At 64.1% G+C, this 24,937-nt stretch carries 21 protein-coding genes; 13 read left to right on the top strand and 8 right to left on the bottom strand.

Features of this window, described 5'->3' with window-relative positions; all coding sequences use genetic code 11:
* Position 1: 1 nt before the first annotated feature.
* From kdpA to kdpE, 5 genes are read left to right on the top strand one after another with little or no spacing between them, the layout of a single operon-like run.
* Positions 2-1,816: a potassium-transporting ATPase subunit KdpA gene (kdpA, locus tag FHS03_RS18085; RefSeq protein ID WP_183442344.1), complete on the top strand. Its 1,815-nt coding sequence runs from the start codon at positions 2-4 to the stop codon at positions 1,814-1,816.
* 42 nt (positions 1,817-1,858) lie between these two features.
* Positions 1,859-3,940, top strand: a complete 2,082-nt coding sequence (gene kdpB / locus FHS03_RS18080) for a potassium-transporting ATPase subunit KdpB (protein ID WP_183442445.1) — start codon at positions 1,859-1,861, stop codon at positions 3,938-3,940.
* 12 nt (positions 3,941-3,952) lie between these two features.
* Positions 3,953-4,537 carry a potassium-transporting ATPase subunit KdpC gene (gene kdpC, locus FHS03_RS18075; RefSeq protein WP_183442343.1) on the top strand — a complete coding sequence of 195 codons (585 nt, stop codon included), beginning with the start codon at positions 3,953-3,955 and terminating at the stop codon, positions 4,535-4,537.
* A 28-nt stretch (positions 4,538-4,565) separates the two neighbouring features.
* Entirely contained in the window at positions 4,566-7,307 is a 2,742-nt protein-coding gene (kdpD, locus tag FHS03_RS18070) for a two-component system sensor histidine kinase KdpD (RefSeq protein WP_183442342.1), read from the top strand.
* A complete protein-coding gene (kdpE, locus tag FHS03_RS18065; protein ID WP_183442340.1) occupies positions 7,304-8,014 on the top strand; it encodes a two-component system response regulator KdpE in 711 nt (236 codons plus the stop codon). Before kdpD ends, kdpE begins: the two co-directional genes overlap by 4 nt.
* 10 nt (positions 8,015-8,024) lie before the next feature.
* Here the strand turns inward: kdpE and FHS03_RS18060 are convergent, their stop codons facing one another.
* The 3 genes from FHS03_RS18060 to FHS03_RS18050 are packed head-to-tail and all read right to left on the bottom strand — an operon-like array spanning position 8,025 to position 10,644.
* Positions 8,025-9,194, bottom strand: coding sequence for a vWA domain-containing protein (locus tag FHS03_RS18060; RefSeq protein ID WP_183442338.1), 1,170 nt, complete (start codon positions 9,192-9,194; stop codon positions 8,025-8,027).
* Complete coding sequence (locus FHS03_RS18055; protein WP_183442336.1) at positions 9,188-9,778, bottom strand: GNAT family N-acetyltransferase; 591 nt, start codon at positions 9,776-9,778, stop codon at positions 9,188-9,190. The genes FHS03_RS18060 and FHS03_RS18055 overlap by 7 nt, the downstream gene beginning before the upstream one ends.
* Positions 9,778-10,644, bottom strand: a complete 867-nt coding sequence (locus FHS03_RS18050; RefSeq protein ID WP_183442334.1) for an AAA family ATPase — start codon at positions 10,642-10,644, stop codon at positions 9,778-9,780. The genes FHS03_RS18055 and FHS03_RS18050 overlap by 1 nt, the downstream gene beginning before the upstream one ends.
* Positions 10,645-10,839: 195 nt before the next feature.
* Here FHS03_RS18050 and FHS03_RS18045 point away from each other — a divergent pair, with 195 nt between their 5' ends.
* Both FHS03_RS18045 and FHS03_RS18040 read left to right on the top strand, forming a co-directional pair.
* On the top strand, positions 10,840-11,175 hold the full coding sequence (locus FHS03_RS18045) for a c-type cytochrome (protein ID WP_050411531.1): 336 nt from the start codon (positions 10,840-10,842) through the stop codon (positions 11,173-11,175).
* Positions 11,176-11,186: 11 nt separating this feature from the next.
* Positions 11,187-11,528 (top strand): c-type cytochrome, encoded by a 342-nt coding sequence (locus FHS03_RS18040; RefSeq protein ID WP_183442444.1) that lies wholly within the window; start codon positions 11,187-11,189, stop codon positions 11,526-11,528.
* Between the two features lie 172 nt (positions 11,529-11,700).
* On the opposite strand, the gene FHS03_RS18035 is transcribed toward FHS03_RS18040, so the two are convergent.
* Positions 11,701-12,126, bottom strand: a complete 426-nt coding sequence (locus tag FHS03_RS18035) for a DUF1841 family protein (RefSeq protein WP_183442333.1) — start codon at positions 12,124-12,126, stop codon at positions 11,701-11,703.
* A gap of 82 nt (positions 12,127-12,208) precedes the next feature.
* Positions 12,209-12,847: an RNA pyrophosphohydrolase gene (locus FHS03_RS18030; RefSeq protein WP_229426272.1), complete on the bottom strand. Its 639-nt coding sequence runs from the start codon at positions 12,845-12,847 to the stop codon at positions 12,209-12,211.
* A gap of 203 nt (positions 12,848-13,050) precedes the next feature.
* Between FHS03_RS18030 and FHS03_RS18025 the strand changes: the two genes are divergently transcribed.
* The 4 genes from FHS03_RS18025 (at position 13,051) to FHS03_RS18010 (ending at position 18,338) form a co-directional block, all read left to right on the top strand.
* Positions 13,051-14,784 carry a proline--tRNA ligase gene (locus tag FHS03_RS18025; RefSeq protein WP_183442331.1) on the top strand — a complete coding sequence of 578 codons (1,734 nt, stop codon included), beginning with the start codon at positions 13,051-13,053 and terminating at the stop codon, positions 14,782-14,784.
* Positions 14,785-14,792: 8 nt separating this feature from the next.
* Entirely contained in the window at positions 14,793-15,470 is a 678-nt protein-coding gene (locus FHS03_RS18020; RefSeq protein WP_183442330.1) for a lytic transglycosylase domain-containing protein, read from the top strand.
* A 71-nt stretch (positions 15,471-15,541) separates the two neighbouring features.
* Positions 15,542-16,921: an alkaline phosphatase gene (locus tag FHS03_RS18015; RefSeq protein ID WP_229426271.1), complete on the top strand. Its 1,380-nt coding sequence runs from the start codon at positions 15,542-15,544 to the stop codon at positions 16,919-16,921.
* Positions 16,922-16,937: 16 nt separating this feature from the next.
* Entirely contained in the window at positions 16,938-18,338 is a 1,401-nt protein-coding gene (locus FHS03_RS18010) for an alkaline phosphatase (protein WP_183442328.1), read from the top strand.
* Positions 18,339-18,463: 125 nt separating this feature from the next.
* Here the strand turns inward: FHS03_RS18010 and FHS03_RS18005 are convergent, their stop codons facing one another.
* From FHS03_RS18005 to FHS03_RS17995, 3 genes are all read right to left on the bottom strand, one after another.
* Positions 18,464-18,844 (bottom strand): SWIB/MDM2 domain-containing protein, encoded by a 381-nt coding sequence (locus FHS03_RS18005; protein ID WP_082219691.1) that lies wholly within the window; start codon positions 18,842-18,844, stop codon positions 18,464-18,466.
* A gap of 234 nt (positions 18,845-19,078) precedes the next feature.
* Complete coding sequence (gene ffh / locus FHS03_RS18000; protein WP_183442327.1) at positions 19,079-20,446, bottom strand: signal recognition particle protein; 1,368 nt, start codon at positions 20,444-20,446, stop codon at positions 19,079-19,081.
* Positions 20,447-20,592: 146 nt separating this feature from the next.
* Positions 20,593-22,692, bottom strand: a complete 2,100-nt coding sequence (locus tag FHS03_RS17995) for an NHL repeat-containing protein (protein WP_183442325.1) — start codon at positions 22,690-22,692, stop codon at positions 20,593-20,595.
* A gap of 162 nt (positions 22,693-22,854) precedes the next feature.
* On the opposite strand from FHS03_RS17995, the gene FHS03_RS17990 reads away from it, so the two are divergent.
* Positions 22,855-23,916 carry a YjgN family protein gene (locus tag FHS03_RS17990; protein WP_183442323.1) on the top strand — a complete coding sequence of 354 codons (1,062 nt, stop codon included), beginning with the start codon at positions 22,855-22,857 and terminating at the stop codon, positions 23,914-23,916.
* The gene (locus FHS03_RS17985; RefSeq protein ID WP_183442322.1) at positions 23,916-24,911 is read left to right on the top strand and encodes a M48 family metallopeptidase; all 996 of its coding nucleotides are present in this window, start codon (positions 23,916-23,918) and stop codon (positions 24,909-24,911) included. The genes FHS03_RS17990 and FHS03_RS17985 overlap by 1 nt, the downstream gene beginning before the upstream one ends.
* Positions 24,912-24,937: the final 26 nt, after the last annotated feature.

The raw sequence follows: 24,937 nt of genomic DNA, 5'->3' as shown, positions 1-24,937 counted from the left end.
TATGACTACCCAGTCCATCCTTCTTCTGCTGCTCTTCCTGGCCGTGCTGCTGGCGCTTTCCTGGCCGCTCGGCATCCTGATGGTGCGCGTGGCCGATGGCCGCCCGGTGCCGGGCTTCGGCTGGCTGGCCGGTGTCGAGAAGCTGCTCTACCGCGCCGCTGGCGTGCCGCTGGATCAGGAAAAACAGGGCATGGGCTGGAAAGCCTATGCCGTCGCCCTGCTGGTGTTTAACACTGTGGGCGCGATCTTCACCTACGCCATCCAGCGCGTGCAAGCCTGGCTGCCGCTGAATCCCCAGAATATGGGCAATGTCAGCCCGGATTCGTCCTTCAACACCACGGTGAGCTTCGTCGCCAACACCAACTGGCAGGGCTATGGCGGCGAGCAGACCATGAGCTATCTGACCCAGATGCTGGGCATGACCTGCCAGAACTTCTTTTCGGCCGCCACCGGCATCGCCGTCGCCTTTGCCCTGATCCGCGGCTTCAGTTCGCGCTCGGCCAAGTCCATCGGTAACTTCTGGGTCGATATGACGCGCTCCACGCTGTATGTGCTGCTGCCGCTGTCCGTGATCTTCGCCGTCTTACTCACCGGCCAGGGCGTGATCCAGAATATGTCGGCTTACAAGGAAGTGAGCCTGCTCGATCCCGTCACCTACACCGTGCCGAAAACCGGCGCCGATGGCCAGCCCGTGCTGGACGCCAAGGGCCAGGCTGTGACCGAAGAGCAGACCGCCACCACCCAGACCCTGGCCATGGGGCCGGTCGCTTCGCAGGAGGCGATCAAGCTGCTGGGCACCAATGGCGGCGGCTTCTTCAACGCCAACTCGGCGCACCCGTATGAGAATCCGACGGCGCTGTCGAACTTCTTCGAGATGATCGCCATCTTCGTGATTCCGGCCGCGCTGTGCTTCACCTTCGGCCAGATGGTGGGCGACCGCCGCCAGGGCTGGGCCGTGCTGGGAGCCATGACCCTGCTCTTCGTGGTCGCCGCCTGCGCCGTGATGTCGGCCGAACAGCAGCTCCATCCCGCCCTGCAAGCCATGGGCGTGGACCAGGGTAACAGCGCACTGCAAGCCGGCGGCAATATGGAAGGCAAGGAAACCCGCTTCGGCATCAGCGCCACCACACTGTTCGCGGCCGTGACCACGGCGGCGTCCTGCGGCGCGGTCAACGCCATGCATGATTCCTTCACGCCGCTGGGCGGCATGGTGCCGATGCTGCTGATGCAGTTGGGCGAAGTGGTGTTCGGCGGCGTCGGCTCTGGCCTGTACGGCATGCTGGTCTTCGCCATCCTGGCTGTCTTCATCGCAGGCCTGATGATCGGCCGCACGCCCGAATACCTGGGCAAGAAGATCCAGTCCTATGAAATGAAGATGAGTTCCATCGTCATCCTGGTGACGCCCACCCTGGTGCTGCTGGGGACCGCGCTGTCGGTGCTGCTGGACGTGGGCAAGGCCGGCGTCGCCAATCCGGGCGCGCACGGCTTCTCGGAAATCCTGTACGCCTTCAGCTCGGCCGCCAATAACAACGGCAGCGCCTTCGCCGGCCTGTCCGCCAACACGCCTTACTACAACGTGATGCTGGCGATTGCCATGTGGTTCGGCCGCTTTGCCGTGATCGTGCCGGTGCTGGCCATTGCCGGTTCGCTGGCCGGCAAGCAGCGCCTGCAAGCCAACTCCGGCACCATGCCGACCCATGGCCCGATGTTCATTGGCCTCTTGGCCGGCATCGTGGTGCTGGTCGGTGTGCTGAACTATGTTCCTTCGCTGGCCCTTGGCCCGGTCGTGGAACACCTGCAAATGTATATGAAGTAAGGAGAACCCTCCATGTCGCAAGCCAATGCAACGCAAAAAGAGATGACGCTGACGGCTACGCCCGCGCCGCGCCTCAAGCTGTTCGATTCGCAACTGGTGGTGCCGGCCATCGTGGATTCCTTCCGCAAGCTGAGCCCCCGCACCCAGCTGCGCAGCCCCGTGATGTTCGTGGTGTACGTCGGCAGCATCATCACCACGCTGCTGTACCTGCAGTCGCTGGCGGGCAAGGGGGAGGCCAGTTCGGGCTTCATCCTCGCCACCGCCGTCTGGCTCTGGTTCACCGTGCTGTTCGCGAACTTCGCCGAAGCCATGGCCGAGGGCCGCAGCAAGGCGCAAGCCGCTTCGCTGCGCAACCTGAAGCAGAGCGTGATCGCCAAGAAGCTGGCCAGCGCCAAATACGGCACTACCTGGCTGCCTTGCCCTGCCAGCGATCTGCGCAAGGGTAACTACCTGCTGGTCGAGGCGGGCGACGTGATCGCCATCGACGGTGAAGTGGTGGAGGGCGTGGCCACGGTGGACGAAAGCGCCATCACCGGCGAATCGGCGCCCGTGATCCGCGAGTCGGGCGGCGATTTTTCCGCCGTCACAGGCGGCACCCGCGTGCTGTCGGACTGGCTGGTGGTGAAAGTCACGGCCAATCCGGGCGAGACTTTCCTCGACCGCATGATCGCCATGGTGGAAGGCGCCAAGCGCAAGAAAACGCCGAACGAAATCGCCCTGACCATCCTGCTGGTGGCGCTGACCATCGTGTTCCTGATCGTTACCGTGACCCTGCTGCCATTCTCCCTGTTCTCGGTGGAAGCGGCGCAATCGGGCACGCCGGTCACCATCACTGTGCTGATCGCGCTGCTGGTCTGCCTGATTCCGACCACCATCGGCGGCCTGCTGTCGGCCATTGGCGTGGCGGGCATGAGCCGCATGATGCAGGCCAATGTGATCGCCACTTCCGGCCGCGCCGTGGAAGCGGCGGGCGACGTGGACGTGCTGCTGCTGGATAAAACCGGCACCATCACCCTGGGCAACCGCCAGGCTTCGGCCTTCTATCCCGCGCCTGGCGTCAGCGAGCAGCAATTGGCCGACGTGGCCCAGCTGTCCTCCCTGGCCGACGAAACGCCGGAAGGCCGCAGCATCGTGGTGCTGGCCAAGCAGCGTTTCAACATCCGCGAACGTGAGATGGCTTCACTGCACGCCACCTTCCTGCCTTTCTCGGCCAATACCCGCATGAGCGGCGTGGACGTGGATGGCCGCGAGCTGCGCAAGGGCGCGGCCGACGCCGTGCGCAAATACGTGGAGGCGGCGGGCCAGAGCTATCCGGCCGAGGTGGTGAAAGTCACCGACGAGGTCTCGCGCCGCGGCAGCACGCCGCTGGTGGTGGCCGAGAATGGCCGCGTGATGGGCGTGGTGGAGCTGAAGGACATCGTGAAGGGCGGCATCAAGGAGCGTTTCGCCGAATTGCGCCGCATGGGCATCAAGACCGTGATGATCACCGGCGACAACAAGCTGACCGCCGCCGCCATCGCGGCCGAAGCGGGCGTGGACGACTTCCTGGCCGAAGCCACGCCGGAAGACAAGCTGAAACTGATCCGCAGCTACCAGGCCGAAGGCCGCCTGGTGGCCATGACCGGCGACGGCACCAATGACGCGCCGGCGCTGGCCCAGGCCGACGTGGCGGTCGCCATGAGTTCCGGCACCCAGGCCGCGAAGGAGGCGGGCAATATGGTGGATCTGGATTCGAATCCGACCAAGCTGCTGGAAATCGTCGAAATCGGCAAGCAGATGCTGATGACGCGCGGCTCGCTGACCACCTTCTCGATCTCCAACGATATCGCCAAGTACTTCGCCATCATTCCGGCGGCCTTCGTCGGCACCTATCCGCAACTGAAGGCGCTGGACGTCATGCAGCTGGCCAGCCCGAATTCGGCCATCATGTCGGCGGTGATCTTCAATGCCCTGATCATCGTTTTCCTGATCCCGCTGGCGCTGAAAGGCGTGCAGTACCGCGCGATCGGCGCCAGCGCCCTGTTGCGCCGCAATCTGCTGGTCTACGGCGTGGGCGGTTTGATCCTGCCTTTCATCGGCATCAAGCTGATCGACATGCTGCTGTCCGCCCTCAACCTCGTTTAAACAGGAGCCACCATGGCATCTCCATTACGTCCCGCTCTCGTCTTGTTCGGCGCCCTGACCCTGGTTTGCGGTGTGCTGTATCCCTTCGCCGTCACCGGCATCGGCAATGCCGTCTTTCCCGCGCAAGCGGGCGGCAGCATCGTCGAAGCCGGCGGCAAGCCAGTCGGCTCGCAGCTGATCGGCCAGGCTTTCAGCTCGCCTAAGTATTTCTGGGGCCGTCCATCGGCCACCGCGCCGATGGCTAATAACGGCGCCGGTTCCGGCGGTTCCAACCAGGGGCCGCTGAATCCGGCCCTGAGCGACAGTGTGAAAAGCCGCATGGCCGCGCTGAAAGCGGCCGATCCGGAAAACACCGCGCCGGTGCCGGTCGATCTGGTAACGGCCTCGGGCAGCGGCCTCGATCCGGAAATCAGCCTGGCTGCCGCCTATTACCAGGCCAAGCGCGTGGCGACGGCGCGCGGCATGACGCATGAGCAGGTGCGCGGCCTGATCGACGCCAATGCCAGCAAGCCCGCACTGGGATTTTTCGGCGAGCCGCGCGTGAACGTGCTGGCGTTGAATCTGGCGCTGGATGGAAAAACTGCGCATACTCGCTGAAATGGCATTTTTAAGTAATTAGCGATACATGATCCCTACCGATAGCCAAAGGCCCGATCCCGACACTTTGCTGGCGCAAGTCCAGGCGCAGGAGCGCAGGCAGGCGCGCGGCAAGTTGCGCATCTACTTTGGCGCTTCGGCCGGAGTAGGCAAGACTTATGCAATGCTGTCGGCCGCGCGTAAATACGCGGCCGGCGGCGGCCAGGTGCTGGTGGGCGTGGTGGAAACCCATGGCCGCAGCGAGACCGCTGCCCTGGCCGACGGCCTGGAGCTGCTGCCGCCGCGCCGCATCGAATACCGCGGCAAGACGCTGGGCGAATTCGATCTCGACGCCGCCCTGGCGCGCCGCCCGCCGCTGATCCTGATGGACGAGCTGGCACACTCCAACGCGCCCGGCTCGCGCCATCCCAAGCGCTGGCAGGACGTGGAGGAGCTGCTGGAAGCGGGCATCGACGTTTACACCACCGTCAACGTCCAGCATCTGGAAAGCTTGAACGATGTGGTGGGTGGCATCACCGGCATCGTCGTCAGCGAAACCGTGCCGGATACCGTGTTCGACGCCGCCGACGAGGTGGTGCTGGTCGATATTCCGGCCGACGAGCTGCTGGCGCGGCTGAAAGGCGGCAAGGTTTATCAGGCGCCGCAAGCCGAACGCGCCTCCAGGAATTTTTTCCGCAAGGGTAATCTGATCGCCCTGCGCGAGCTGGCGCTGCGCCGCACCGCCGACCGGGTGGAAGACGATGTGCGCGCCTACCGCGTCGAACAGTCGATCGACGCCATCTGGAAAACCGGGGCCGCGCTGCTGGCCTGCGTCGGCCCGCGTCCCGGCTGCGAGCAGGTGGTGCGCAGCACGGCGCGCCTGGCCGGCCAGCTGGGTACGGCCTGGCATGCGATTTATGTGGAAACGCCGGCCTTGCAGCGCCTGCCGGCCGCCGAGCGCGAACGCATCCTGAAAACCCTGAAGCTGGCCCAGGACCTGGGTGCTACCACCGCCGTGCTGTCCGGCAGCGATATCGCGGCGGCGGCGGTGGATTACGCGCGCAACCATAACCTGTCCAAGATCACGCTGGGACGCGGCCACTGCACCTGGCCCTGGCGCCGCTCGCATATCAAGGGCATGGCGGCGCATGCGCCGGACATCGACCTGATCGAATTGGGCGGCAGTGCCGTCGAGCGCGCGGTGGACCGTTCCGGCGCCTCGGCCGAGGCGGAAATGGACCGCGAGCAGGGCGCCCGGTTGCTGGCCCTGTCCTACGCCGGTGCGGGCGTAGCCAGCCTGGCGGCGGCCTTGCTGGCCACGCCCATGGTGGCCTATCTCGATCTGGCCAATATCGCCATGCTCTTCATGCTGGTGGTGGTGCTGGTGGCGGTGCGCTGGGGGCGCGGTCCATCGGTGCTGGCCACTTGTGTCAGTGTGGCTTGCTTCGACTTTTTCTTCGTGCCGCCGCGCTTCAATTTTGCCGTTTCCGATTTCCAGTACCTGATCACCTTTGGCGTGATGCTGGCCGTGGGCCTGATCACCGGCCACCTGACGGCGGGCCTGCGCTTCCAGGCGCGCGTCGCCTCCCACCGCGAGGCGCGCTCGCGCGCCCTCTATGAATTTGCCCGCGAAATGTCGGGAGCCCTGCAAACCGAGCAGATTTTCGACACCACTCGCAGTTTCATCCAGAGCACCTTCCGCGCCCGTGCCACCCTGCTGCTGCCGGACGACGATGGACGCTTGCAGCCGCCGGTGGGCGGCGCGGCAGGCGAAGCGCCGCGCGCCGAGATCGATAGCGGCATCGCCCAGTGGGCGTTCGACCACGCGGAAAGCGCCGGCCTGGGAACGGATACCCTGCCGGCCAGTCCGATCTTCTACATGCCCCTGGTGGCGCCCATGCGCACGCGCGGCGTGCTCGCCATCGAGCCGGAAAAGCGGCGCTGGATATTGATTCCCGAGCAGCGGCAGCAGCTTGACACCTTCGCCGCCCTGGCCGCGATCGCGCTGGAGCGCGTGCACTATATCGAAGTGGCGCAGCAGGCCTTGGTCAATATGGAGTCCGAACGCTTGCGCAACTCCCTGCTGGCGGCCCTGTCGCACGATCTGCGCACGCCGCTGACCTCCCTGGTCGGCCTGTCCGAATCGCTGGCCGGTTCGCGTCCGCCGCTGTCGCCGCCGCAGCTGGCGCTGGCCGGCTCCCTGCATGACGAGGCGCTGCGCATGAGCACCCTGGTTTCGAACCTGCTGGACATGGCGCGCATCCAGAGCGGCGAGGTCAAATTCAACCTGCAATGGCAGCCGCTGGAAGAGGTGGTGGGCAGCGCCCTGCGTGCCAGCGCCTTGCAACTGAAAGCGCACAAGGTCAGCACCCAACTGCCTTACGAGTTGCCGCTGCTGCGTTTCGACGCCGTGCTGATCGAGCGTGTGTTGTGCAATCTGCTGGAAAACGCGGCCAAATACACGCCGCCCGGTTCGCGCATCGTGGTCGCGGCCGAACTGCATGGCCTGTGGGCGCGCGTCCTCGTGTACGATGACGGTCCCGGCCTGCCGCATGGACGCGAAGAAGCCATCTTCGAAAAATTCACGCGCGGCGAGCGCGAATCGGCCAAGCCCGGCGTGGGACTGGGACTGGCGATCTGCCGCGCCATCGTGGAAGCCCATGGCGGCAAGATCGACGCGGCGGCCTCGCCGCTGGGCGGGGCCGCCTTCGCCTTCACCTTGCCGCTGGGTACACCGCCCGCCATGCCGGAAGACGGCGGCGCCGGCCAAATGGAAAGCACGACTGAATGACTACGCATTTGAACGACACCCCGCCCACCGCCCTGCTGGTGGAAGACGAGCCGCAGATCCGCCGTTTCGTGCGCGCCGCGCTGGAAGAGGAGGGCTGGCAGGTGCACGAATCGGCCAGCATGCAGCGCGGCCTGATCGACGCCGGCACGCGCAAGCCCGACCTGATCGTGCTCGACCTGGGCCTGCCCGATGGCGACGGGATCGACTTCATCGGCGATATCCGCAAATGGTCGAATGTGCCGGTGATCGTGCTCTCGGCCCGCGTCAACGAGGCCGACAAGATCCGCGCCCTGGATGCGGGCGCCGACGATTACCTGAGCAAGCCTTTCGGCGTGGGCGAGCTGCTGGCGCGCGTGCGCGCCACCTTGCGCCGCCAGCGCCAACCCCAGGCCGACAAGGCGGGCCTGGTGCATTTCGGCGATGTGGCGGTGGATTTGCAGAACCGCCGCGTCAGCAAGGGCGGCGAGAATGTGCACCTGACGCCGACCGAATACCGCCTGCTGTCGGTCCTGGTCAGCAACGCGGGGCGGGTGATGACCAATCCCCAGCTGCTGCGCGCCGTGTGGGGACCGGCGCAGTCGGAGAACGGCCACTATCTGCGCATCTATATGGGCCACTTGCGCCATAAGCTGGAGGACGATCCCACCCAGCCCAAATACCTGCTGACGGAAACGGCGGTCGGCTACCGCCTGCTCTTGCCGGCCTGATTCGGCTTGGCTATTTGCTGAGCGTGCGCATGGCACGCTCCAGCCCTTCCAGCGTGACCGGGTACATGCGGTTGTTCATCAGCTGGCGCAGGATGGCGATCGATTGCCGATATTGCCACAAACCCTCCGGTTCGGGATTCAGCCAGATCGCCTTGGGGAAGGCATTGGTGAAGCGCGTGATCCATTCCGAGCCGGCTTCCTCGTTGTTGTACTCGACCGAGCCGCCCGGCTGCAGGATTTCGTAGGGGCTCATGGTGGCGTCGCCGACGAAAATCAGCTTGGTGTCGGGCGTGTATTTGCGCAGCACGTCCCAGGTGGGGAAGCGCTCGGCGTTGCGGCGGCGGTTGTTTTTCCACAGATAGTCGTAGACGCAGTTGTGGAAGTAGAAGAATTCCATATTCTTGAATTCCGTCTTGGCCGCCGAGAACAGCTCCTCGGTGCGCTCGATATGGTCGTCCATGGTGCCGCCCACGTCGAACAACATCAGCACTTTCACATTGTTCTTGCGCTCCGGCTGCATCTTGATATCGAGGTAGCCGGCGTTATTGGCCGTGGCGCGGATGGTCTGGTCCAGCGCCAGTTCCTCGGCCGCGCCCTGGCGCGCGAAACGGCGCAGGCGGTGCAGCGCCACCTTGATATTGCGCGTGCCCAGTTCGCGTTCCGAGTCATAGTCCTTGTAGGCGCGCTGCTCCCACACCTTGACGGCGGTGCGGTTGCCGCCCTTGCCGCCGATGCGCACGCCCTCGGGATTGGTGCCGCCGTGGCCGAACGGCGAGGTGCCGCCCGTGCCGATCCACTTGCTGCCGCCTTCGTGGCGTTCCTTCTGCTCCTTCAGCAGCTCGGCCAGCCGGTCCATCAGCTTGTCGTAGCCGAATTTCTCCAGCGCCGCGATCTGCTCCGGCGTCAGCTCGCGCTTCATGCGCTGCAGCAGCCAGTCCAACGGAATCTCACCCTTGGTATCGAATGCGGCGTTGATGCCCTTGAAGTAGTGGGCGAAGGCGCGGTCGAACTTGTCGAAATGGGCCTCGTCCTTCACCAGGGTCAGGCGCGCCAGATAATAGAAATCGTCCATCGAACTGGCGATGACGTTTTTCTCCATCGCTTCCAGCAGCGTCAGGAATTCCTTGATGGTGACGGGAACCTTGGCTTCTTTCAGCGTGAAGAAGAAATCGATCAGCATGAACGGCCCCGCGCCAGACGGTATTCCAGATGCGTTTTCACCTGCGGCCATTCGCCGCGCGCGATGCTGTACATGACGGTGTCGCGCACCGTGCCGTCGCGCCGCAGCGCGTGGTGGCGCAGCACGCCATCCTTCTTCGCGCCCAGGCGCTCGATGGCGTTCTGCGAGGCGTGGTTGAAGATGTCGGTGCGGAAGCCGACCAGCTCATAGCCCTTGTCGAAGGCATGGGCGAGCAGCATCAGCTTGCAGCTGCTGTTGACGTGGCTACGCTGCACGCTTTTCGCATACCAGGTGTAGCCGATCTCGATGCGGCCGATGAGCGGATCGATATCGTGCAGGCTGGTGCAGCCGATGACTTTTTCGCTGGCGATGTCGATCACCGCGAACGCCAGGCGCGAAGGGCGCATCTCCAGCGCGGTGGCGATGTACTGCTCGGTGTTTTCCGGTTCCGGCACCGACGTGATGCGCAGCTTCCACAATTCGCCATCGCTGGCGGCGGCGCGCAGGCCAGCGGCGTGGCGCGGCTGCAGCGGCTCCAGGCGCACGCCGTTCAGCTCCAGGGTGACAGGGCTTATCTCTCTCATCAGCGGTTCGTCCTCGACATGAATACCAGGCGTTCGAACAGGTGCACGTCCTGTTCGTTTTTCAGCAGGGCGCCGTGCAGCGGCGGCACGATGGCCTTGGCATCCTTGTTGCGCAGGGCTTCGGGCGGAATGTCCTCGGCCAGCAGCAGTTTGAGCCAGTCCAGGAACTCGGAGGTGGACGGCTTTTTCTTCAAGCCCGGCACATCGCGCACCTCGTAGAAGGTTTGCAGGGCCTGGGCCAGCAGCTCCTGCTTCAGGTTCGGATAGTGGACCTTAACGATGGCCTCCATCGTTTCCTTGTCCGGGAACTTAATATAGTGGAAGAAGCAGCGGCGCAGGAAAGCGTCCGGCAGCTCCTTCTCGTTATTGGAGGTGATGATGACCAGCGGGCGGTGCTTGGCCGTCACCATTTCCCGCGTTTCGTAGACATAGAACTCCATGCGATCGAGTTCGCGCAGCAGGTCGTTGGGAAACTCGATATCGGCCTTGTCGATCTCGTCGATCAGCAGCACTACCGGCTCCGGCGCCGTGAAAGCCTGCCACAGCACGCCCTTAATGATGTAGTTATGGATGTCGCGCACGCGCTCGTCGCCGAGCTGGGAGTCGCGTAAACGAGACACTGCATCATATTCATATAGACCTTGCTGGGCCTTGGTGGTGGACTTGATATGCCACTGCATCAGCGGCATATCCAGCGCCGCCGCCACTTCCTCGGCCAGCATGGTTTTGCCGGTGCCCGGCTCGCCCTTGATCAGCAAGGGGCGCTGCAGCGTCAAGGCCGCATTCACGGCCAGTTTCAGGTCGCCGGTGGCGACATAGTTGTCGGAACCCTCGAAACGGGCGTTGGAACCAGAAGGTGGATGCATGGGGTGGATTTCTCGGTAAAAGTCGGATTTTCCGAGTATATGCCAGAACCGGAGAGGGGGCGTGGGAGGGTAGTTCTAATGTGGACGGTATGAATCTTCCTAGGTTAGAATCGCGAATTGCTAGTACATAGATCAAGGTTTCTTAAAATAAATTTGCGTTACTGGAACTAATCCCCACGGATCCATACCCACACCATGAAAAAACTCTTTGCACTCCTCGTGCTCGCCGGCATCACCCAGGCTGCCGCTGCGGCGGACATCGTTGGAAACGCCAAGGCCGCCCCAGCCAAGATCGAAATGTGTATCGGTTGCCACGGTATCCCAGGCTACAAAGCGACGTTCCCGGAAGTGTTTCAGGTGCCGATGATCGGTGGCCAGTCCGCTAAATTCATTGAAAACGCGCTGCAAGGCTACAAGAAGGGCGAGCGCAAGCATCCTTCGATGAAGGGCATCGCCGTCAGCCTGTCCGATCAGGACATCGCCGACATCGCCGCGTACTACTCGCAGCAAACCGCCACCAAGCAGAAATGAGGCCAGCCATGATGAAAAAACTGACGATCGCCCTGTTCTGCTCCGCCGTCTCGCTGAGCGCCGCTGCCGCCGGCAACGTCACCGCCGGCAAAGCGCTGGCCGACAAATACAACTGCGCCAGCTGCCACGGCAAAGACTTCAACAGCCCGATCGACCAGAGCTATCCCAAGCTGGCCGGCCAGCACCGCGACTACCTGGAACATGCCCTGACCGCCTACAAGCGCGGCGACGGCGCCAACGGCCGCAGCAATGCCATCATGACCGGCCAGGTCAAGCCGCTGAGCAACCAGGACATCAAAGACCTCGCCGCCTATCTGCACAGCCTGCCTGGCACCCTGGTCATCTCGCGCTGATCCCGTCCCGGCAAAGACAAAGCCCGCAACTCGCGGGCTTTTTTATTGTTTGCGCCAAATCAAAAAATGTCCCACCCTGGTGTCAGGCACCAAGGTAGGACATTTACTGATCTAGATCAAAAAATGTCCGACTCTAGTGCCTGACACCAGGGTGGACATTGTTTGCGATTTGTCAAAGGCGGCGGCGGATGGACTCGACGTAGGCGGCGCCGTCGGGCGGCAGGCCGCGGCGCTGGGAGGTCCAGATCATCTCGCCCAGGCATTCCATGATGATGTGGTGGGCTTCGTGTTCGGAGTCGAGCTTGCGCGCCAGCGCCTGGCAGGCGTCGCGGATGCCGCGCGGCTGGTCGATCGAGACCTGCTCCGCGATCGAGAGGTGCATCGACAGGTGCAGGAAGGGATTGGCTTGGCCGCCTTCGACCGAGTAGTCGCGCGCGATGGCCGCTTCGACGTCGCTCAAGGCTTCCTCGTATTCGGGGTGCTGCTGCACCCAGTCCTGGGCCATGGCTTCGAGCGGGGTCAGGATTTCGCGCGCGCGCTGCTTGCGCAATACTTCGCAGAAGAAGCGGCGGACGTCGTGGGAGGAGGGCGTGAACATGAGGCGGCGGCTGGAACGGCAAAACAGGGGCTGCTATTGTACCCGCAAATAAAAACGGACAGCCTGGGCTGTCCGTTCTCGCCTACTTCTCGGCCGGGACGATCAGGCCGGCTTCTTCGCAGGGCGCCGCGATCTGCGCCGCCGCTTGCTGGTTGCGGTTGCCGCCGCTGCCGTTACCACCACTGCCGCCCTGGCGCTGGCCATGCGGCTGGCGCAGGTAGCGCGAGGTGTGGCGGTTGCCGTGCGGCGGCCAGGTCAGGAAGCGCGACAGCTCCTGCAGGGCGCGCTGGTAGACTTCGCGCTTGAATTCGATCACCACGTCCAGCGGCACCCAGTAGTCATGCCAGCGCCAGGCGTCGAATTCCGGATGGTCGGTCAGGCGCAGATTGACGTCGTTGTCGCGCGCGCACATGCGCAGCAGGAACCAGATCTGTTTCTGGCCGCGGTAGTGGCCACGGATTTCCCGCTTGATGAAATGATCCGGCACCTCGTAACGCAGCCAGTCGCGCGTGCGTCCCACAATTTTCACGTGCTCGGGACGTAAACCTATCTCCTCTTCCAACTCCCGGTACATCGCCTGCTCGGGCGTTTCTCCGTATTTGATGCCGCCTTGCGGAAACTGCCATGAGTGCTCGCGCACCCGCTTGCCCCACCACACCTCGTTATGGGCGTTGAGCAGGATGATGCCGACGTTGGGGCGAAACCCTTCCCGATCGAGCATATTGCACCTCAAACTTTCTGCGGCAGCGCGTCCTTCTTACATTTTTGCCCACAAAATGGCCCGCCAACCCGGCTTTCGGGGTACGAAAGCGGCCGGAGGACCCGTAAATGCACGCATTTGTATAAAGATTGGACGCATCAGCCAGCTAATCCTTTAAAATTAGGTTGATTATAACCCTCTCTTTTTAAAAAGAATTCATCGTCATGCGTGCATCCCGATTTTTTATTTCAACCCTCAAAGAAGCGCCTTCCGACGCGGAAATTGTTAGCCACAAACTTATGATGCGCGCAGGCATGATCAAGCGCCTCGGCTCGGGGATCTATACCTATATGCCGATGGGTTTGAAGGTCATCCGCAAGGTCGAAGCCATCGTGCGCGAAGAGATGAATCAGGCGGGAGCCGTTGAATTGCTGATGCCGCTGGTGCAACCGGCCGAGCTGTGGCAGGAAACCGGGCGCTGGGACAAGATGGGGCCGGAGTTGCTGCGCATTAAAGACCGCCATGGCCGCGACTATGCTTTCCAGCCCACTTCCGAGGAAGTGATCACGGATGTTGTCCGTAGTGAAATTAAATCCTACCGTCAAATTCCGTTGAATTTTTACCACATTCAGACCAAATTCCGCGACGAGCGCCGTCCTCGTTTCGGCCTGATGCGCGGCCGCGAGTTCACCATGAAGGATGCCTACTCCTTCGACCGCGACCTGGAAGGCATGCAGAAATCGTACAAGATCATGTACGACGCCTACACCCGCATCTTCACCCGCTTCGGCCTGCAGTTCCGCGCCGTGGCGGCCGACAATGGCGCCATCGGCGGCACCGGTTCGCATGAATTCCACGTGATCGCCGGCACCGGCGAGGACGCCCTGGTCTACTGCCCAAGCTCGGACTACGCGGCGAATATGGAAGCTGCGGAGGCGATTGCCACCGGCAGCCGCGCCGCCGCCGGCGCCGCGCTGGCCAAGACCGCGACCCCGAAAGCCTCGAAATGCGAGGACGTGGCGGCCCAGCTGAAGATCGACCTGAAAACCACCGTCAAGACCATCGCCCTGACCTCGGAGAAGGAAGTGGACGGCAAGGTCGCCAAGCAGTACTTCATGCTGCTGCTGCGCGGCGACCATGAGCTGAACGAAATCAAGGCCGGCAAGGTGCCGGGCCTGAACCCTTACCGCTTCTCGACCGAAGAAGAGATCAAGGAAGTGTATGGCTGCGCGCCAGGCTATCTGGGTCCGATCGGCACCAAGGCGCCCGTCACCGTGGTGGCCGACCGCACCGTGGCCCTGATGTCGGACTTCGTGACCGGCGCGAACGAGGTGGACTTCCACTTCACCGGCGCCAACTGGGGCCGCGACATGGCCGAGCCAAGCCTGGTGGCCGACCTGCGCAATGTGGTCGAAGGCGATCCTTCGCCGGACGGCAAGGGCGTGCTGGCCATCGAACGCGGCATCGAAGTGGGCCACGTTTTCCAGCTGGGCACCGCCTATTCGGAAAGCATGCAGGCTACCTTCCTCGACGAAAACGGCAAACCGGCGCCGTTGCAGATGGGCTGCTACGGCATCGGCATCACCCGCATCTTGGGCGCGGCCATCGAGCAGAACTTCGACGACAAGGGCATCATCTGGCCAACTTCGCTGGCGCCGTTCGAACTGGTGCTGTGCCCAATGGGTTACGACCGCAGCGAGATGGTGAAGGAGGAAACCGATAAGCTGTACGCGGCGGCGCAAGCGGCAGGCATCGACGTCATCGTCGACGACCGCGGCCTGCGTCCAGGCGCCATGTTCGCCGACTGGGAACTGATCGGCGTGCCGCACCGCGTGGTGATCGGCGAGCGTGGCCTGAAGGAAGGCAATCTGGAATACCAGGGCCGTCGCGATGCCGAAGCCAGCGCCGTGGCCCTGGCCGACATCGTGTCCTTCGTCAAGGGCAAGATCCAGCAGTGAGCTTGAGGATGAACCGCCTGCCGCGCGCCTTGCTGTCCCGCCTGCGGCAAGGGCGGTTCGCCGCTCTGCCACGGACTGCCGCGGTGCTGGCGCTGGGCGCCGGGCTGCTGGCGGCGCCGGCCCACGCCGGCAACCAGAAGGAGGAAGCGCTGGGCGACTCGGTGCGCGTGGCGCTGTCCAACGCCATCCACGATGCGCGTCCGCCCAAGCCCAGTTTCAGCAATCCCTCCGAACGCCTGCGCTTCGAGCAGTGGCTGGGCGAGATGTCCGAGCGCCTCAAGCGCAAGCTGCCCGACGCGCAGAGCCGCATCGAATTCCTGGAAACCGCCTGGTATGAGGCGCGCCGCGCCGGCCTCGATCCGGGACTGGTGCTGGGACTGATACAGGTGGAATCGGCCTACCGCAAATACGCCGTGTCGATTGTCGGCGCGCGCGGGTACATGCAGGTCATGCCTTTCTGGACCAATGTGATCGGCGACAGCGACCGCCGCAAGCTGTTCAATATGCAGACCAATCTGCGCTACGGCTGCGCCATCCTGCGCATGTATCTGGATATGGAAGGCGGCAATCTCTATCTCGCTCTGGGCCGCTACAACGGCAGCCGGGGACGTCCTGAATACCCGAACGCCGTGCTGGCCGCCTGGAATAACTGGAAGCACGCGGCATCCGCCGTCGCTGCGCGCTGATCCCTCCCGTACATCAAACTTAGGCCATTTTCCGCTAAGATTGCAGACTTTGTCTGACAAGAGGAGCAGGAATGGTGTTGAAGTGGGCGGCCGCCATGGGATTGGCCGCATTGACGGCGGGTTGCGCCAGCACCCAGCCGCAGTCGGCGCAAGGGCCGAAAAACATCCTGCTCTTCGTGGCGGACGGCATGGGCATCAATACCATGACGGCGGCGCGCATCTTCGCCGTCGGCGAGGAAGGCCAGCTGGCGCTGGACGCCTTGCCGGAAGCGGCGTATGTCAAAACCTATTCGGCCAATATGCAGGCCAGCGATGGCGCGGCCGCGATGTCGGCCTATCTGAGCGGGGAAAAGACGGCGAACGGCGTGCTGGCCATGAGCGATTGCGGCACGCCGCAGGCGCGTGCCGTGCCGACCTTGCTGGAGCTGGCCAAACAGCGCGGCTTGGCGGCCGGCATTGTCAGCAACGGCAGCGTGACCGATGCGTTCAGCGCGGCCGGCTATTTCCACCATTGTCCAACGGGCCTGCGTCCGGCCGCCGCGCAGGCGGGCGGGCTGGCGCAGTCGGCCGCGGCCGCGCTGACGCCGGGTGGCGCAGGCTATAACGCGGCGCTCGGCAGTGGCCTGGACGTGGTGCTGGGCGGCGGTGCGCGCGATTTCGGCCAGCGCGTCGATGGCCGCAACCTGCTGTCCGAGCTGCGCGCCAAAGGCTATGTCCAAGCGACGAATCTGACGGAGCTGAATGCGCTGAAACCGGCCGCCGGCCAGCGCCTGCTTGGCCTGTTCGCCGACGAGGCGCTGGTCGCCGGCAGCGCGCGCGACGCCAGCCGCCAACCCAGCCTGGCGCAGATGACGCAGCGCGCCATCGCCGGCTTGTCCAGCAACGGCAAGGGCTTCCTGCTGGTGGTGGGCAACCGCCATATCGAAAAAGCGCTGGCCGATTCCAGCGCCCGCACCGCCTTGGAAGAAGTGCAGGCTTTCGACCAGGCGCTGCAAGCGGCCATCGATGAGATGCAGCGCCGCGATCCCGGCCTGAAAAACACCCTGATCGTCGCCACCTCGACGCACGACAGCACTCTGGTGCTGAACGGCTATTCCCGGCGCACCGGCAAAACCACGCTGCAGGAACCCGGCGTGCTGGGACTGCTCAAGCGCTATGGCGACGGCAAGCAGGCCAAGGATCTGGACGGCGCGCCCTACACCATCATCGGTTTCGGCAGCGGCGGCAAGCGCGTGCAAGGTCCGCGCAACAGCGGCCCCGCGCTGGACGACGCCACCGTCAGCGCCAGCGGCTACGCGCAGGAAGCCGTGGTGCGCACCGCGCCGGGCAGCGCCACGCCGGGCGGCACCGACGTCTGGCTGGGCGCCATCGGCGCGCGCGCCGAAGACTTCCGCGGCACCATCGACAACACCCGCGTGTTCAACCTGATACGGAATGCGGCCGGCTGGTAAGCCGCCGCGGAGATATATGAAGAAAGCCCTTATTCCCGGCCTGCTGCTGGCCTTGAGCGCCACGGCGGCGCAGGCGGCGCCGGCCGCGCCGGCCAAGAACATCATCTTCTTCCTCGGCGACGGCATGGGACCGACCGCCATCACGGCCGCGCGCATCTTCCAGTATGGCGAAGAAGGCTTGCTCAAATTCGAGCGGCTGGAACGCACGGCGCGCATCAAGACCTATTCGAACGATGCGCAAACCACGGACAGCGCGCCATCCATGGGCTCCTACATGACCGGCATCAAGATCAACAACGAAGTGATCTCGATGTCCTCCGACACCAAGGCCAGCATGCCGCGGAAGGACGAACGCGGCAACCTGACCATCGACACCTGCGCCAGCGGCAACGGCAAGGCCGCCACCACCATCCTGGAACTGAGCAAGGCCGCCGGCCGCTCGGTAGGCGCCGTCACCACCACCGAAGCGACCCACGCCACGCCGGCATCGACCTATGCCCACAGCTGCCACCGCCAAAGCGGCTACGCCATCGCCGTGCAGGCCGTGCCGGGCGGCGCGGGCTACAACCCGGCGCTGGGCGACGGCCTCGATGTGCTGATGGGCGGCGGGCGCCACCACTTCACGCCTTACGACGCGGCCAGCAACAGCAAGGGCCGCGCCGACGGCCGCGACCTGCTGGCCGAATTCGCGGCCCAGGGTTACGCCGTCGCCAGCAACAAGATGGAAATGTCGGTGGCCCGCCCCGGCCAGAAATTCGTCGGCCTGTACGCGAAGGAAGATCACCTGGAATATGAACTGGACCGCACCGCCACCCCGCCGCGTGGCGAAGGCGGCACCCAGCCCAGCCTGTCCGAGATGACCGCCAAGGCCATCGAGTTAATGAGCGCGAATCCGAAAGGCTTCTTCCTGATGGTCGAAGGCGGCAAGATCGATCACGCCCTGCACGGCTCCAACGTCAAGCACGCCCTGGTCGACACGGTGGCCTTCGACGACGCCGTGCAGACCGCGCTGGATCAAATGAAGCAGCTCGATCCCGGCCTGGCCAACACCCTGATCGTCGTCACCGCCGATCACGATCACACCCTGGCCTTCAACGGCAATGCGCGGCGCGGCAATCCCATTCTCGACATCGTGCGCGGCGAAAGCGGCGAAGCTCTGCTCGACGCCGACGGCAAGACTTTCACCACCCTGGTTTTCGGCAACGGCCCGAATCGTCCGGCGCAGCGGGCCGACGTCGGCAGCGCCGAAGCCGGCGCCGACGACTACCACCAGGAGACGGGCGTGCGCCTGCGCGGCGAAACCCATGGCGGCGGCGACGTCAAGCTCTACGCGGCGGGCGCCGGCTCGGCCGCCTTCAAAGGCACGCTCGAAAACACCCGCGTCTTCGACCTGATGCGCGCCGCAGCCGGCCTGTAAGCCGCCGCTATGGCCGAGCCCGTGTCCACCTTGGTGCCAGGCACCAGGGTGGACACGGGCTGGAGTAGGGGCGAAAAAAAGCCCCGGGACAGTGCCGGGGCGTTTGGCTGGAGTAGTCCAGGCGATCAGCTCAGGTGGTCGGAGATCAGCTTGGTCATCTCGAACATGGATACTTGCGCTTTGCCGCCAAACACAGCTTTCAGCTTGTCGTCGGCGTTGATCATGCGGCGGTTGGCCGGATCCTGCAGATTCAGCTTCTTGATGTAGTCCCATACCTTCTTGGTCACTTCGGTGCGCGGCAGGGGGCTCGCGCCTACCACGGCAGACAGTGCGCTCGATGGCGTCATCGCTTTCATGAAGGCTGCGTTGGGTTTGCGTGCGGCGGGTGCTGCTTTCTTCGCTGCTGGCTTGGCTGCTGCTTTGGCCGGAGCGGCCTTCTTGGCTGGAGCCGCTTTGGCGGCGGCCTTTTTTGCTGGTGCTGCTGGGGTTTTCTTGGCTGTTGCCATATTCGAGCCTCCTTAACAAACACATGGAAAATTGCGCAAATCGTTCGCACGGCTAATATTGGTGGGGTTTTGACTACTATGCAAGCATTTTTCGCTTTTTTCATCGGAAACGATACGTAAACCCCGCCAATGCAGGGCCGCCGCGCCGCCGCGCCGCAAACGCCCTATGCAAAAGCCGCCTGGCGCGGTGCGCGCAGGCGGCTTCGGAGTGTCGGACAAAGGCGGGAAGGCCGGTCAGCGCATGCCGGGCATCATGCCTTTCATACTGCGCATCATCTTCATCATGCCGCCGCCGGACAGCTTCTTCATCATGGTCTGCATCTGTTCGAACTGGTTCAGCATGCGGTTGACCTCCTGCACCTGGACGCCGGCGCCGGCCGCGATGCGGCGCTTGCGCGCGGCCTTGATCAGCTCCGGCTTGGCGCGCTCCATCGGCGTCATCGAATCGATGATGCCGACCATGCGCCGCACCTGCTTGTCCGCCTGGTCCATATTGGCGTTGCCGGCCGCTTGCTGGAACTGGGCCGGCAGCTTGTCCATCAGATTGGCCATGCCGCCCATTTTCTTCATCTGGCCCAGTTGGGCCTTGAAGTCGTTCATGTCGAACTTGCCGCCGACCTTGATCTTGGCCGCCAGGTCGGCCGCCGCCTTGGCGTCCACGCCCTTGCGCGCTTCTTCCACCAGGGCCAGGATGTCGCCCATGCCCAGAATGCGGTTGGCCATGCGTGACGGGTCGAAGGCTTCCAGGCCGTCGAGCTTTTCCGAGACGCCGGCAAACTTGATCGGCTTGCCGGTGATATGGCGCACCGACAGCGCCGCGCCGCCGCGCGAATCGCCATCGAGCTTGGTCAGCACGATGCCGGTCAGCGGCAAGGCGTCGTTAAAGGCCTTGGCGGTGTTGATCGCATCCTGGCCCAGCATGGCGTCGACCACGAACAGGGTTTCCACCGGCTTGACCGCGCCGTGCACGGCGGCGATCTCGCGCATCATCTCTTCGTCGATGCCGAGGCGGCCGGCGGTGTCGATGATCAGCACATCGTGGTAATGCTTCTTGGCCCAGTCCAGCGCGGCCAGCGCGATGTCGACCGGCTTGTCCTGCGCGGTGGAGGGGAAGAAATCGGCGCCGACCTGGCCGGTCACCGATTGCAGCTGGGCGATAGCGGCCGGACGGTACACGTCGGCCGACACGGTCAGCACTTTTTTCTTCTTCTCTTCCCTGAGGTATTTGGCCAGCTTGCCGACGGTGGTGGTTTTACCCACACCCTGCAGACCGGCCATCAGGATGATGGCGGGCGGCTGCTGGGCGAAGCTGAGCTGGGCCGCTTCGGCGCCCAGGTCGGCGCCCATGATGGCGGCCAGCTCGCGCTGCACCACGCCGACCAGGGCCTGGCCCGGCGTCAGCGAGGAAATCACTTCTTCGCCCAGGGCCTTTTCCTTGACCTTGGAAATGAACTCGCGCACGGCCGGCAGGGCGACGTCGGCCTCGAGCAGCGCCAGGCGCACCTCGCGCAGCATTTCGGCGGTGTTGGACTCGGTCAGGCGGGCCTCGCCGCGCATGGTCTTGACGACCTTGGCAAGGCGTTGGGTCAGGTTGTCTAGCATGGTAAGCCTACTAATTAGTATACGGTCAGTTGCGGACGGCGCTGCGACGCCGCAAAAACGCACATTTTACCTTATGTGACGCTGCGCAAAGACAAGCGGCGGTGCAGCTTGCGCCGTACCGCCGCCATGGCCCTGCCGCACCCGATTTAGTGCGGCAGCACCACTTTATAGATGGCTGAGCCGGCAATCACCGCCAGCGCATAGGGGCCATACGGCACCGGACGGTGGCCGACCGGCGACAGGCGGCCGGGCAGGGGGCCGGCTTCGGTCGCGCCCAGACCGTGATTGGTCAGCTCCGTATTGCTGCCGTCGGCGTTCACGCGTACGATCTGACCGACCAGATTGTATTTATAGACCAGACCATCGGGCGCCTTCATCTGCACTCCATGCCACTGGTCCAGGGTGCTGACCACGCCATTCGGGGAGATCTTGCGCCACACGGTTTTACCGCTGGCAGGATCCTTATCCTGCACATACAGATTATTCTCGGCATCGATGGCATCCAGATACGGCTGATTAAAGCGGGCTTGCAGGCCGGGGCCATCGCGCAGTTCGGGCGCGGCCACCGGCTGGCCTGCCACCAGTTCCAGCACGCCGGCCGGCGTGACGCGATACAGCGCGCCGCTGTAAGGCGGCTTGGAATCGGTGCGACCGGGTGCATACGTGGCGACATAGATATTGCCCGCGCTGTCGGCCATGATGCCGGAAGGGGTGCCCACCGACTGGTTGACCACGGTGCTGACGGTGCCGTTCGGCGTGATCTTGCGCAGCACCAGGTGGGTGGTGACTTTATCCGGTCCGCTATTGCGGCTCAACATATCTGTCACATACAGATTGCCGGCGCCATCGGCCGCCAGAAAAGCGGGACGCTCGAAGCGCGCGGCGCTGCCGACGCCGTCGACCGACGTCGCGCTGCTATCCTCCATGCCGGCCAGCGCGCCGATGCCGCCTGCTTTGACGCTGTCGATGCGGCCACCCGCGCCGATGAAGACGGCGCCGCCGCTGCCGACACGCAGCACGGAGCTGGCGCTGCCCGCGGCTGGATCGCTGCCTTTGAGCAGCGTGCTTACCTTGCCTTCGGCCGTCAGCGTGCGGATGGCGAAGGCGGTCGGCGTGGCGCCGCTGCGATCGAGGATCAGCAGCTTGCCAAGCGTGTCGAAAGCGAAGGACTGCGGATTGCCGAAGCGCGCCGCGGCGCCGTCGCCGTTGACGGCGGCGCCATTGCCGGCGCCCAGGGTGCCGGCCACGATGTTGACTTGGCCGCCTGGCGTGATTTTGCGCACGCTGGCGCTGTCGAGCACATACAGATTGCTGTCCTGGTCAAGGGCGAAATCGCGGAGGGCGCGGAAGCGGGCTGTCTCGCCCGCGCCGTCGACGCCATCGCTGGCGCCTTCGCGGCCGGCCAGTACCGTCACCTTGCCATCGGCCGCGACCCTGACGATATCGTTCTCGTAACGCAGATAGAATTGGCCGCCGGTGTCGGCCAGCATGCCGCCAGGCGCGGCTTTACGCGCGGGCAGCTCGATTACTTTGCTTACGCCGCCTTTGCTGTCGACCCGTTGGATGCTCAGCGTGCCTCGCCAGGCGGTGGCGGCATACAGCTTGCCATCGGCATAGGCGATGCCTTGCAGCTGCGGGAAGTAGCCAGTGGTGGAGCCGTCGCTGGTCTGCAGGGTGAACTCCTTGATGGTGCGCACCGCGCCGGCCGGCGTCACTTGGCGCAGCACATTGGCGTCATTGACATAGACGTTGCCTTGGTCGTCGGCCACCATGGCGCTGACGTTGCGCAGGCGCGCATCCGTGCCCTGGCCATCCACCACCACCTTGCCGGCGCCGCTGCCGGCCACCAGGCTGATGCCCGGTGTGCCGGGATTCGGATACACCATGATGTTGACAGACTTGGCGCTGCTGCCCGAGGTGGCCAGCACCGTAACCCGGATCTTTTCGGCCAGCGTGGCCGGCGGCGTGTAGACCGCGCTGTTGCCGTTGCCGCTCAGTGTGCCGATAGCGGGATTCAGCGTCCAGCTGATGGCGCCTGGAATGGACAGTTTGGCGTCCACCGTCACGGGCTTGCCGGCGGCCAGCACCAGTTCCGCAGGGGCGCTCAGCGTGATCTCGGGAGCCGGCTGCGGCGTCGGCGGCTGGGGCGCGATCACGGTCGGCGTATCGCCGCCGCCGCCGCCGCAGGCTGCCAAGAGCGCCAGCAAACTCAAAGCCAGTGCGGTTTTGATGATATGGCATTTCATTATCAAAGACTTAATTATTTAAAAAAGCTATTATCCTCTCCCTGCCTGGGATGAAAATTCGCACATTGTCACAATGCATTAATTGATGATAAAAATCATCTTCCGCTTGCGCCGCTTTCCGGTTACAGTCTTATTTCATCGATAATCTTGTCAGGAATATTCATGGATAACACGCAGGCAGCATGGCCGCAGGAAGACCAGGCGCGCGAACTGAAACTGGAATTCAGCGCCACCGGCAGCGAATATTTCCGCATCTGGATAGTCAATCTGCTGCTCAGCATTGTGACCCTCGGTATTTATTCGGCCTGGGCCAAGGTGCGCAGCAATCAATATTTTTATTCCAGCACCCGTTTGGATGGCAGCAGCTTTGAATATCACGGCAATCCGAAAGCGATTTTAAAAGGCCGCATCCTGGCCCTGATCCTGGTGGGCGGCTATAACCTGGCGTTCAAGATTTCGCCGCTGCTCGGCCTGGCCATGATGGTGGCGGTGGCGATCGTGATGCCGGTGCTGGTCTGGCGCAGCATGCAGTTCAAGCTGTACAACACCAGCTACCGTGGCATCCGCTTCGGTTTCGACGGCGACAAGCGCAGCGCCTACATCCATTATCTGTGGTTGCCGCTGCTGGTCAGCCTCTCGCTGGGCCTGGCCCTGCCTTTCGTGCACCAGCGCGTCAAGCGCTTCCAGCACAGCGAAGCGCGTTTCGGCAGCACCAAGTTCAGCTTCGATGCCAGCGTGGGCAGCTTCTATCGCCAGTACCTGATCTTCTTTGCGATCACATTTGTCGGCACCATCGTGTGCAGCGTCGCCGGCTTTTTCCTTGGCACGGCCTTCGCCCACGCCTTGCCGTTCGGCGGCCCGGCGGCGGCGACCATACTGATGATCGGCCTGACTTATCTGTGGCTCTTCAGCATCTGGCCGCTGTTCCAATCCCGCCTGCAGAACCTGATCTGGGACCACACCCAGCTTGGCCAGCACGGCTTCCGCTCGGAACTGGCCTGGGGCCGCCTGACCTCCATCTACCTGACTAATCTGCTGGGCGTCATCTGCACCCTGGGCCTGTTCATCCCCTTCGCCAAGGTGCGCGTGCTGAAGTACCGTCTGGAATCGGCCACCATGCTGGCGGCCGGCAGCCTGGATGATTTCATCGCCGGCGTGCAGCAGGATGTGGATTCGACCGGCGAAGGCGTGGCCGACATCATCGACCTGGACCTGGCGCTGTAATGGAACACGAGGTCGCCGCCGCCCGCTATTTCGACGGCAAGACGTCGCGCGCCCACCGCGTGGAAGTGCGGGTGCGGGAAGGCATGCTGCATCTGAGCGGCGAGGCCGAACGCGCCTGTCCGCTGGACCAGTTGCGCGTTTCCGAGCGCAGCGCGCATGCGGTGCGCAAGGTAACCTTCGACGACGGCGCCTACCTGGAAGCGGTGGACCGCGCCGCTTTCGAGCGGCTGCTGCACGCCAGCGGTCATGGCGACAGCTGGGTGGTGCGCGCGCAGCAAAGCTGGCGCGGCACGGCGCTGGCGGCCGTCGCCACCGTGGCCCTGCTGGGCGCCGTCTATCTATATGGCTTGCCCGCCGCCGCCACGGTGGTGGCGCGCCACCTGCCGGTGCAGGCCGAACGCATGCTGGGCAGCGGCATGCTGGAAGTGCTGGACCGGCATGTGTTTGTGCAGTCGGATATGCCGGCCGCGCGCCAGGCCGCGCTGAGGGCCGCCTTTGCCGGCCTGCGTTCGCCGGAGCCGGGCGCGCCCGCCTACCGCCTGCTCTTCCGCAAAAGCAGCATCGGCCCGAACGCCTTTGCCCTGCCGTCCGGCGACATCGTGCTGACCGACGAACTGGCCGAACTGCTGCCGGACGACGGCGCCGTGATGGCGGTGCTGGCGCATGAGCTGGGCCATCTGCACGAACGCCACCTGACGCGGCGCGTGATCCAGGGTTCGGCCGTGGCCGCCGTGACCGCCCTGGTGTTTGGCGATGCCTCCGCCATCATCGCCGGCGTCCCGGCCCTGCTGCTCGACCTGCGCTACTCGCGCGACGCCGAACGCGATGCCGACGACTACGCCGCCGCCATGCTGCGCCACAACGGCCTGCCGCTGGCGCACCTGGAACGCGTCTTCGAAGTGCTGGAAAAGCTGGACAAGAATGCCAGCGCCTACCTGTCCAGCCACCCCGTCAGCAGCGAACGCCTGGCCCGCCTGCGCAACGCCCGTCCCTAGGATGGGCGGCGAAACGAGCGCCGCAG

Origin of the sequence: Pseudoduganella violacea (assembly GCF_014191875.1) — a bacterium.
Classification (GTDB): Bacteria; Pseudomonadota; Gammaproteobacteria; order Burkholderiales; family Burkholderiaceae_D; genus Rugamonas; species Rugamonas violacea_A.
This window is presented reverse-complemented; position numbering and strand designations above follow the sequence as displayed.

Bases quoted from the DNA above. Each gene is read 5' to 3' on its own strand.
- kdpA (WP_183442344.1), top strand. From the start codon at position 2: ATGACTACCCAGTCCATCCTTCTTCTGCTGCTCTTCCTGGCCGTGCTG.
- kdpB (WP_183442445.1), top strand. From the start codon at position 1,859: ATGACGCTGACGGCTACGCCCGCGCCGCGCCTCAAGCTGTTCGATTCG.
- kdpC (WP_183442343.1), top strand. From the start codon at position 3,953: ATGGCATCTCCATTACGTCCCGCTCTCGTCTTGTTCGGCGCCCTGACC.
- kdpD (WP_183442342.1), top strand. From the start codon at position 4,566: ATGATCCCTACCGATAGCCAAAGGCCCGATCCCGACACTTTGCTGGCG.
- kdpE (WP_183442340.1), top strand. From the start codon at position 7,304: ATGACTACGCATTTGAACGACACCCCGCCCACCGCCCTGCTGGTGGAA.
- FHS03_RS18060 (WP_183442338.1), bottom strand. From the start codon at position 9,194: ATGCTGATCGATTTCTTCTTCACGCTGAAAGAAGCCAAGGTTCCCGTC.
- FHS03_RS18055 (WP_183442336.1), bottom strand. From the start codon at position 9,778: ATGAGAGAGATAAGCCCTGTCACCCTGGAGCTGAACGGCGTGCGCCTG.
- FHS03_RS18050 (WP_183442334.1), bottom strand. From the start codon at position 10,644: ATGCATCCACCTTCTGGTTCCAACGCCCGTTTCGAGGGTTCCGACAAC.
- FHS03_RS18045 (WP_050411531.1), top strand. From the start codon at position 10,840: ATGAAAAAACTCTTTGCACTCCTCGTGCTCGCCGGCATCACCCAGGCT.
- FHS03_RS18040 (WP_183442444.1), top strand. From the start codon at position 11,187: ATGAAAAAACTGACGATCGCCCTGTTCTGCTCCGCCGTCTCGCTGAGC.
- FHS03_RS18035 (WP_183442333.1), bottom strand. From the start codon at position 12,126: ATGTTCACGCCCTCCTCCCACGACGTCCGCCGCTTCTTCTGCGAAGTA.
- FHS03_RS18030 (WP_229426272.1), bottom strand. From the start codon at position 12,847: ATGCTCGATCGGGAAGGGTTTCGCCCCAACGTCGGCATCATCCTGCTC.
- FHS03_RS18025 (WP_183442331.1), top strand. From the start codon at position 13,051: ATGCGTGCATCCCGATTTTTTATTTCAACCCTCAAAGAAGCGCCTTCC.
- FHS03_RS18020 (WP_183442330.1), top strand. From the start codon at position 14,793: ATGAACCGCCTGCCGCGCGCCTTGCTGTCCCGCCTGCGGCAAGGGCGG.
- FHS03_RS18015 (WP_229426271.1), top strand. From the start codon at position 15,542: ATGGTGTTGAAGTGGGCGGCCGCCATGGGATTGGCCGCATTGACGGCG.
- FHS03_RS18010 (WP_183442328.1), top strand. From the start codon at position 16,938: ATGAAGAAAGCCCTTATTCCCGGCCTGCTGCTGGCCTTGAGCGCCACG.
- FHS03_RS18005 (WP_082219691.1), bottom strand. From the start codon at position 18,844: ATGGCAACAGCCAAGAAAACCCCAGCAGCACCAGCAAAAAAGGCCGCC.
- ffh (WP_183442327.1), bottom strand. From the start codon at position 20,446: ATGCTAGACAACCTGACCCAACGCCTTGCCAAGGTCGTCAAGACCATG.
- FHS03_RS17995 (WP_183442325.1), bottom strand. From the start codon at position 22,692: ATGAAATGCCATATCATCAAAACCGCACTGGCTTTGAGTTTGCTGGCG.
- FHS03_RS17990 (WP_183442323.1), top strand. From the start codon at position 22,855: ATGGATAACACGCAGGCAGCATGGCCGCAGGAAGACCAGGCGCGCGAA.
- FHS03_RS17985 (WP_183442322.1), top strand. From the start codon at position 23,916: ATGGAACACGAGGTCGCCGCCGCCCGCTATTTCGACGGCAAGACGTCG.